Source organism: Phenylobacterium sp. (assembly GCF_028290885.1).
Lineage (GTDB): Bacteria > Pseudomonadota > Alphaproteobacteria > Caulobacterales > Caulobacteraceae > Phenylobacterium.
Window position 1 is genome coordinate 1 of sequence record NZ_JAQGIZ010000070.1, and the last position, 6,894, is coordinate 6,894.

Sequence of the window (6,894 nt, forward strand, 5' to 3'; positions counted from 1 at the left end):
GGCATGCTGTGCAAGAAGAACGCGTCGATTTCCGGCGCCGAGATCGGCTGCCAGGGCGAGGTCGGCGTGGCCTGCGCGATGGCAGCCGCCGGCCTCGTGGCGGCGCTGGGCGGCAGCAACGGCCAGATCGAGAATGCGGCCGAGATCGGCATCGAGCACCACCTGGGCATGACCTGCGACCCGATCGGCGGGCTGGTGCAGATCCCCTGCATCGAGCGCAACGCCATGGGCGCGGTGAAGGCCATCGACGCCTCGCGCCTGGCGCTGCTCGGCGACGGCCAGCACTCGGTCAGCCTCGACAAGGTGATCGCCACCATGAAGCGCACCGGCGAGGATATGAGTCACATCTACAAGGAGACCTCACTCGGCGGGCTGGCGGTGAACCTGGCGGAGTGCTGAGCCAGCCTCAGCCCTCGAGGTAGCGGCTGAGCTTGTCGATGAGTTCGCGGCTGCCGCGCTCGCGACTGCCGGAGTCGTCGTAGCCGTCGAGGAAGGCGCCCTGCTCGGTCATGACCAGCTTCGCGCCGGCGCCGGCGCCCGCGGGCTTGAACTCGAAGGTCGCCAGCGACACCGAGATCATCCGGTCGTCGAGGTGCATGGAGTAGGCGTAGACGATCCGCTCGCCGGGCACGATATCCCAGTAGGTGGCCTGGAAGTGGGTGACCATGCCGGTCTTCCACTTGCCTTTCAGCTGCTCGCGGCCGCCGACCCGGAAGTCGAACTCGCGCTCGACGATGTCCCAGCGTTCGTCGGGGCCGGAGAACCAGGCGTCCTTGCCGGCTTCGGTGGCGAAGGCGTCGAACACCCGCCGCGGGGTCACCGACGGATAGGTGCGCTCGATGGTGAACATGCCATGGCTCACGCTGCGCGCGGCGGTGGCGGTGAGGTCGGTCATTTCGGTTCTCCTTGCGGATGCTGCTTGAGGTAGTCGCCCAGCCGGTCGAGCCGGCGCTCCCAATCGGCGTGGCGCTGGCCGATCCACTGCTCGGCGAGGCTGAGCGCGGCGGGCTCCATGCGGCAGGTGCGCACGCGGCCGACCTTTTCCGAGCGGACGAGGCCGCTGGCCTCCAGCACCGCCAGGTGTTGGACGACGGCGGGAAGCGACATGGCGAAGGGCTGGGCGAGTTCGCTGACCGAGGCGGGGCCGCGGCCGAGGCGCTCGACCATCGCGCGCCGGGTGGGGTCGGCCAGCGCCTGGAAGGTCAGGTCGAGGTTGGCGGCGGGGGCCGGCATCAGCCGTCCTTCAGCGGGAAGTACTGGAAGTAGGGCTCGGCCTCGGCGAGCACGCGGGCGACGCTGGGCCGGGCCTTCAGGCGCCCGAGGTAGGCGGCAAGCCCCGGCCAATCGGCCAGCGGGATCGCGTAGTCGGCGTAGAACAGCGCCGGCAGGGCCGCGCAATCGGGCAAGGTGAAGGGCTCGCCCATGGCCCAGGCGTCGCCGGTCATCGGTTCCAGGAGGTCGTAGCCCTGGCGGATCTGCGCGCGGGCCTGGTCGACGCCGAAAGGATCCTTCTTGTCGTCGGGGCGCAGGCGTTCGGAGACGATCTGCTGGAACGGCAGGTGGATGTAGCTGTCGATCAAGCGGTCGCGCAGGCGGGTCTGCCAGGCGAGGTCCGGATCGGTCGGGATCAGGGCGGCGGCCGCGGGATAGTTCCGCGCCAGGTAGTCGATGATGATCGTCGACTCCGGGACCGTCTGGCCGCGCGCGTCGTCGCGCAGGACCGGGAACTTGGCGAGCGGCCAGACAGCCTGGAAGGCGGCCCGGTCGGCGGGGTCGCCGAGGTTGACCATCCTGGGCTCGAAGGCGAGGTCGGACTCGTAGAGGGCGATCAGGGCCTTCCAGCAGAAGGAGGAGAGCGGGTGGTAGTAGAGGGTCAGGGACATGGGGATCTCGACACTTAAGTTGCTTCTTAAGTATCAAGCACGCCCCGAGGCGTCAAGCGTATCCCCGCGGTTCTTGAGCCGCCTCCTAGGCCTGCTGCAACGCCTTGCGGGTCTGTTCCCAGTACTGGGCGCCGGTGATCAGGGTGACGAGGGCGGCGAGCCAGAAGAGGCTGTGGGCGGCGATGGTGAAGGGGCCCTGGACGGCGGGGTCCTGAGGCAGCAGCGGGAAGGCGCCCCAAGCCGCGACGATGAGCTCCATGGCCAGCGCCACCAGCTGCAGGGTGGTCTTCCACTTGGCGAGCATGGTCACCGGCAGCTTCACCCCCTTGCCGGCGCCGACTTCGCGCAGCGCGCTGACGGTGAACTCGCGGAACAGGATCAGGCCGGCGGGGAGCAGCACCATCGGCTGGGCGCCCAGCGACATCAGGCCCAGCACCGCACCGCAGACCAGCACCTTGTCGCCGATCGGGTCGAGGATGGCGCCCCAGACGCTCTCGGCGTGCATCTTCCTGGCCAGCCAGCCGTCGAAGAAGTCGGTCACCGCAGCGATGACGAAGGCGTACACCGCCCAGCGCTGCAGGGCGAACTGCGTCTGCGGCTCCAGATGGTCGGAGAGGCCGGGCACGGCGCCCGCCGCCGCGGCCAGGGCCACGAACATGAACAGCGCCAGCACTAGGCGCATCGAGGTCAGCAGGTTAGGGAGGGATTTCATCGCGGCTCCGGAAAGGGTCGAGGCCACTATGGGCCAAGCCATGCTTCAACGCATCTTCAGCCGGGAAGGCGCCCGCGCTATCGTGTACGCAGTGTGGGGCGCTCGAGTACTGGAGGCTTCCGTTGAAGTTCCTCGTCCTGGGTATTTCCGCCGGCCTGGCCCTGGCCGCCGCCGCGCCGGCGGGCGCGCAGACCTTGCTGGTGGCCTGGCAGGCCTGCACCGGTGAAGGCGACGTCAGCCTCGTGCAGCAGATCAACGGCTGCAGCGGGGTGATCGGCTCGGGCATCGAGACGCCCAAGCCCCGCGCGGTGGCCTTCTTCAACCGCGCGGTGCTCTACCAGAGCCAGGGCGCGGTCTCCCAGGCGCTCGCCGACTATGACGAGGCGGTGCGGCTCGATCCCGGCCAGGGCCAAGCCTTCGCCGGGCGGGCCAGCGCCTATTTCGAACAGGCAGACTATGCGCGGGCGGGCGCCGACTACGAGCAGGCGATCCGGCTTGCGCCCGAGGCGCCGAACGGCTGGGCCGGGCGGGCGGCGGTGCGGCTGGCGCAGGGCCATGGGCCGCAGGCGCTGGCTGACTACGACAAGGCCGTGGCGCTCGCGCCGCAGTCCGCGGAGATGCTCGACCGGCGAGGCGCGGCCTACGCCCGGGCCGGGGACGACACCCGCGCGCTCTCCGACTTCGACCATGCGCTGCGGCTGAAGGCGGACGACGCCCCGGCGCTGGCCGGGCGCGGCGGGGTGCTGGCGCGGCGCGGCGACGTGGACGGGGCGCTGAGGGCCTTCGACACGGCCGTCGGGATCGAGCCCGACCTCGCCTCGGCGCTGAGCGGACGCGGCTGGGCGCGGCACGCCAAGGGCGACCTCGCCGGGTCGGCAGCCGACTACGCGCAGGCCGCCAAACTGACGCCGCGCGACGCGCAGGCGCAGTTCAACCACGGCTTTTCGCTGTCGGTGGCAGGCGATATGGACGGCGCGGTGGCGGCCTACACCGCCGCGGTCGCCCGCGATCCGCAGGACGCCGGCGCCTACAACAACCGCGGCGACGCGCTGGCCGCCCGCGGCGACCTCAAGGCGGCCGTGGCCGACTTCGACAAGGCCCTGGAGCTGCGGCCCGGCTACGCCCTGGCGCTCGCCAACCGCGGCCGCGCGCGGCTGCAGCTGGGCGAGTTCCAGAACGCCGCCGCCGACTTCAGCGAGCTCCTGAAGCGCGATCCGGCCGACGTCGCAGCAAGGCTCAGCCTGGCCATCGCCCATGGCGGCCGGGGCGAAAACGCCCAGGCGGTGGCCGAGGCCGACGCCGCCGTGCAGCGCGCGCCGGGCTCGGCGCAGGCGCTCAACATCCGCTGCTGGGCGCGCGGCCTGTCCGGAGAGGGCCTCGACCAGGCGCTGGCCGACTGCGACCGCTCGGTGGCGCTGAAGGCCGACGCGCCGGAGGTCTACGACGCCCGCGGCTTCGTGCGCCTGCGTAGAGGCGAGCTCGACCTGGCCCTGGCCGACTACGCCACGGCGCTTCGGCTGCGGCCCCAACTGGCCAGCGCCCGCTTCGGCCAGGGCCTCGCGGAGCTCCGGCTCGGCCGCGAAACGCAGGGCCGCACGGACATGGCCGCCGCCACCGCGACGGAGCCGAAGATCGCCGCCGACTTCGCGAGGTACGGGCTGACGCCTTAGCGTCCCCCATTTCCTGGTCGTCATGGCCGGGCTTGTCCCGGCCATGACGGGCGGAGATGGTGAGACAGATGGCGGAAGATCTCCTCACCGCTAGCGCCAGCCCTCGGGGTTGACCGGCGCCCGCAATCCAACGCCCGGGCGCCACAGCGATGCCGTTATGTTATAACAAATGTAAGTTGCGTGGGAGGCGTTTCCGATCATCGGTCGGATAAGAGGCCTCCCTATGATCAGACCTGTTCCGCCAGACCGACCGCGTCCCGTCCGGGTCGGCAGCTGATGTTCGTGGCCTTCTTTCCCCGGCCGGTGATCTTCGCCTGGTCGGCGCTGCTGTGGACGGCGCTCTCGGTGGCGTTGTGGTATGCGGGGGGGCGCGCCTTCGGCGCCCACATCGGACTGCCGCCGGCGGCTGCTGGCGCCCCGCCGGTCATCGGCGTCTCGATGTTCTGGTCGAAACCGTTCCTCTGGTTCGATCTCTACTTCGCGATCAGCGTGGCGCTGTTTGCCGCGGCCTGGCGCCTTGCTGCGCCCCACCCCTGGTGGCGCTGGTCGATCCTCGGGTCGGCCTTGATCCTGTTCGCCACCTATCTCCAGGTCGAGGTCAGCGTCGCCATCAACCGCTGGTACGGGCCGTTCTACGATCTGGTCCAGGCCGCCCTGAGCCACAAAGGCCATGTCACGCTCACGCAGTTCTATGGCCAGCTGCTGACCTTTTCGGACATCGCGCTCGCGGCCGTGGTCGTCGGCGTGCTCACCCTCTTCTTCGTGAGCCACTACGTGTTCCGCTGGCGGATGGCCATGAACGACTACTACCTGGCCCACTGGAGCGAGCTGCGAGCCGTCGAGGGCGCAGCGCAGCGGGTGCAGGAAGACACCATGCGCTTCGCGGCCACCGTCGAGGACCTGGGGGTCAGCCTGATCAACTCGGTCATGACCCTGATCGCGTTCCTGCCGGTATTGCTCCGCCTCTCGGCGAACGTGAACGTGCTGCCTGTGATCGGCCGCGTTCCCCACGCGCTGGTCGTCGCCGCGGTGCTCTGGTCGCTGCTGGGCACCGGGTTCCTGGCCATCATCGGAATTCGCCTCCCCGGGCTCAATTTCCGCAATCAGCGCGTCGAGGCCGCCTACCGCAAGGAACTGGTCTACGGCGAGGACGACCCGGCGCGGGCCCGGCCGCTCACCGTTCGGACGCTCTTCGAGGACGTCCGTCGGAACTATTTCCGTCTATATTTCAACTATATGTACTTCAACGTCGGCCGGATCATCTACCTGCAGATCGACAGCATTTTCCCCTATATCGTGCTGGCGCCGGTCATCGTGGCAGGCGCAATCACCCTGGGCCTGCTGCAGCAGATCCTGAACGCGTTCGATCAGGTTCGAAGCTCGTTCCAGTATCTGGTGAACTCGTGGTCGACGATCGTCGAGCTGCAGTCGATCTACAAGCGCCTGCGCGGGTTCGAGGCCATGATCGGGCCCAGCGCGCCGGACCCGGTCGCGCAAATGGAGATCACATTTCCGGCGCGACCTGGGCGTGAGAGATCAATGTGAAGAGGACCGTCCCGCCAACGATGTTTCCGAGCAGCACTGGAGCGGCGACGAGAGCGACCCGCCAGACATCGATCTGTCCGCTGACCGCCAGCATGAAGGCCTCGAAGCTGCCGGCGATGACGTGCGCGAAACCGCCGACGGCGATCAGGTAGGTCATCATGGTGATGACCAGGAATTCGGCGCTCCTGGCGCTGGGGAGCAGCCACACCATGGCGGCTATCAGGAACCCCCCCGTTATGGCGCGGAAGAAGAGGTCGAGGGGACTGCCTTCCATCGAGTGGCGGCTGATGTCGAGCATGACCGCAAGGATGTCCGGGTGCAGCACCGGCGTGAGGCAGCAGAACAGCGCCGCAAACAGGGTCCCGGCGATATTCGCCGAGAGGACGATGGCCCACATCCGGCTCAGGCGACGGAGATTGGCCAGCGTCGGCGATGCGGCGACCGGCAGCACCACGGTGATGGTGTTCTCAGTGAACAGCTGCTGGCGTCCCAGCACCGAGATGAGAAAGCCGACCGGATAGCCGAGGTCCGACACCAGCGGACGCCACGACCGGTCGGGCAGGTGATCCTGCAGGATCGCCTGGCTCAACAAGGAAAAGCTGATCGACAGTCCCGCCGCCACGCCCGACCACCAGAGCGAGGAAATGGGACGGCTCATCTCCTCCTCGCCCTCCCGCCGGAGAACCTCGTAGATCATCGGCGCGCGCAGATGCCGGCGCTCTTCGATGTCCTGGCGATCCCGCTCGCTGAAACCCTGCTGGCCCGGGGTGCCGGCCGCCTGGGGGCTCTTGGGCCCGGCTTGCCTGTCGCCGGCGGGCCGATCCTTGGCCGCGGGGCGTCTCGTCTGCGCAGCCATGCGGGCCTCCTCGGCCGGCCGCGTGAAGTGACGCGAGCCTCCGCACCTGCTGAGACCTTCGAGTTGTGTTCGGGGTTCCCGGCGCGTGAATCGCCGCTAGCGTCCCGATTCCGAAGTTCGCAAGCGCTTGCGGCTGGCTTTGGCGAACTTCGGAATCGATAAGGACACTAGCAAGTGTATGTTTCTAGTGTGCTTTCTTGGATTTGAAGTTCGCTCGGCGCGTGGCCC

The 6,894-nt window shown here is 68.8% G+C and carries 8 protein-coding genes; 3 read left to right on the forward strand and 5 right to left on the reverse strand.

Translation table 11 applies throughout. The features are described 5' to 3' along the window. Positions 1-399: L-serine ammonia-lyase, iron-sulfur-dependent, subunit alpha (locus JWP28_RS05440; RefSeq protein WP_299540858.1), on the forward strand; the 399-nt coding region annotated here is incomplete at its 5' end. A 7-nt stretch (positions 400-406) separates the two neighbouring features. Here JWP28_RS05440 and JWP28_RS05445 read toward each other — a convergent pair. The 4 genes from JWP28_RS05445 to pgsA all read right to left on the reverse strand — a co-directional run bounded on the left by JWP28_RS05445 (position 407) and on the right by pgsA (position 2,595). Next, a complete protein-coding gene (locus tag JWP28_RS05445) occupies positions 407-895 on the reverse strand; it encodes an SRPBCC family protein (RefSeq protein WP_299540859.1) in 489 nt (162 codons plus the stop codon). Continuing rightward, positions 892-1,233 (reverse strand): metalloregulator ArsR/SmtB family transcription factor, encoded by a 342-nt coding sequence (locus JWP28_RS05450; protein ID WP_299540860.1) that lies wholly within the window; start codon positions 1,231-1,233, stop codon positions 892-894. Before JWP28_RS05450 ends, JWP28_RS05445 begins: the two co-directional genes overlap by 4 nt. Further along, on the reverse strand, positions 1,233-1,883 hold the full coding sequence (locus JWP28_RS05455; RefSeq protein WP_299540861.1) for a glutathione S-transferase family protein: 651 nt from the start codon (positions 1,881-1,883) through the stop codon (positions 1,233-1,235). Before JWP28_RS05455 ends, JWP28_RS05450 begins: the two co-directional genes overlap by 1 nt. Positions 1,884-1,968: 85 nt before the next feature. After that, positions 1,969-2,595 (reverse strand): CDP-diacylglycerol--glycerol-3-phosphate 3-phosphatidyltransferase, encoded by a 627-nt coding sequence (gene pgsA, locus JWP28_RS05460; protein ID WP_299540863.1) that lies wholly within the window; start codon positions 2,593-2,595, stop codon positions 1,969-1,971. Between the two features lie 122 nt (positions 2,596-2,717). Between pgsA and JWP28_RS05465 the strand changes: the two genes are divergently transcribed. Both JWP28_RS05465 and sbmA read left to right on the forward strand, forming a co-directional pair. Next, on the forward strand, positions 2,718-4,265 hold the full coding sequence (locus JWP28_RS05465) for a tetratricopeptide repeat protein (protein WP_299540865.1): 1,548 nt from the start codon (positions 2,718-2,720) through the stop codon (positions 4,263-4,265). 276 nt (positions 4,266-4,541) lie between these two features. Next, positions 4,542-5,810 carry a peptide antibiotic transporter SbmA gene (gene sbmA / locus JWP28_RS05470; protein WP_299540866.1) on the forward strand — a complete coding sequence of 423 codons (1,269 nt, stop codon included), beginning with the start codon at positions 4,542-4,544 and terminating at the stop codon, positions 5,808-5,810. Here sbmA and JWP28_RS05475 read toward each other — a convergent pair. Further along, positions 5,770-6,666 (reverse strand): formate/nitrite transporter family protein, encoded by an 897-nt coding sequence (locus tag JWP28_RS05475; protein ID WP_299540868.1) that lies wholly within the window; start codon positions 6,664-6,666, stop codon positions 5,770-5,772. The genes sbmA and JWP28_RS05475 overlap by 41 nt on opposite strands. Between the last annotated feature and the right edge of the window lie 228 nt (positions 6,667-6,894).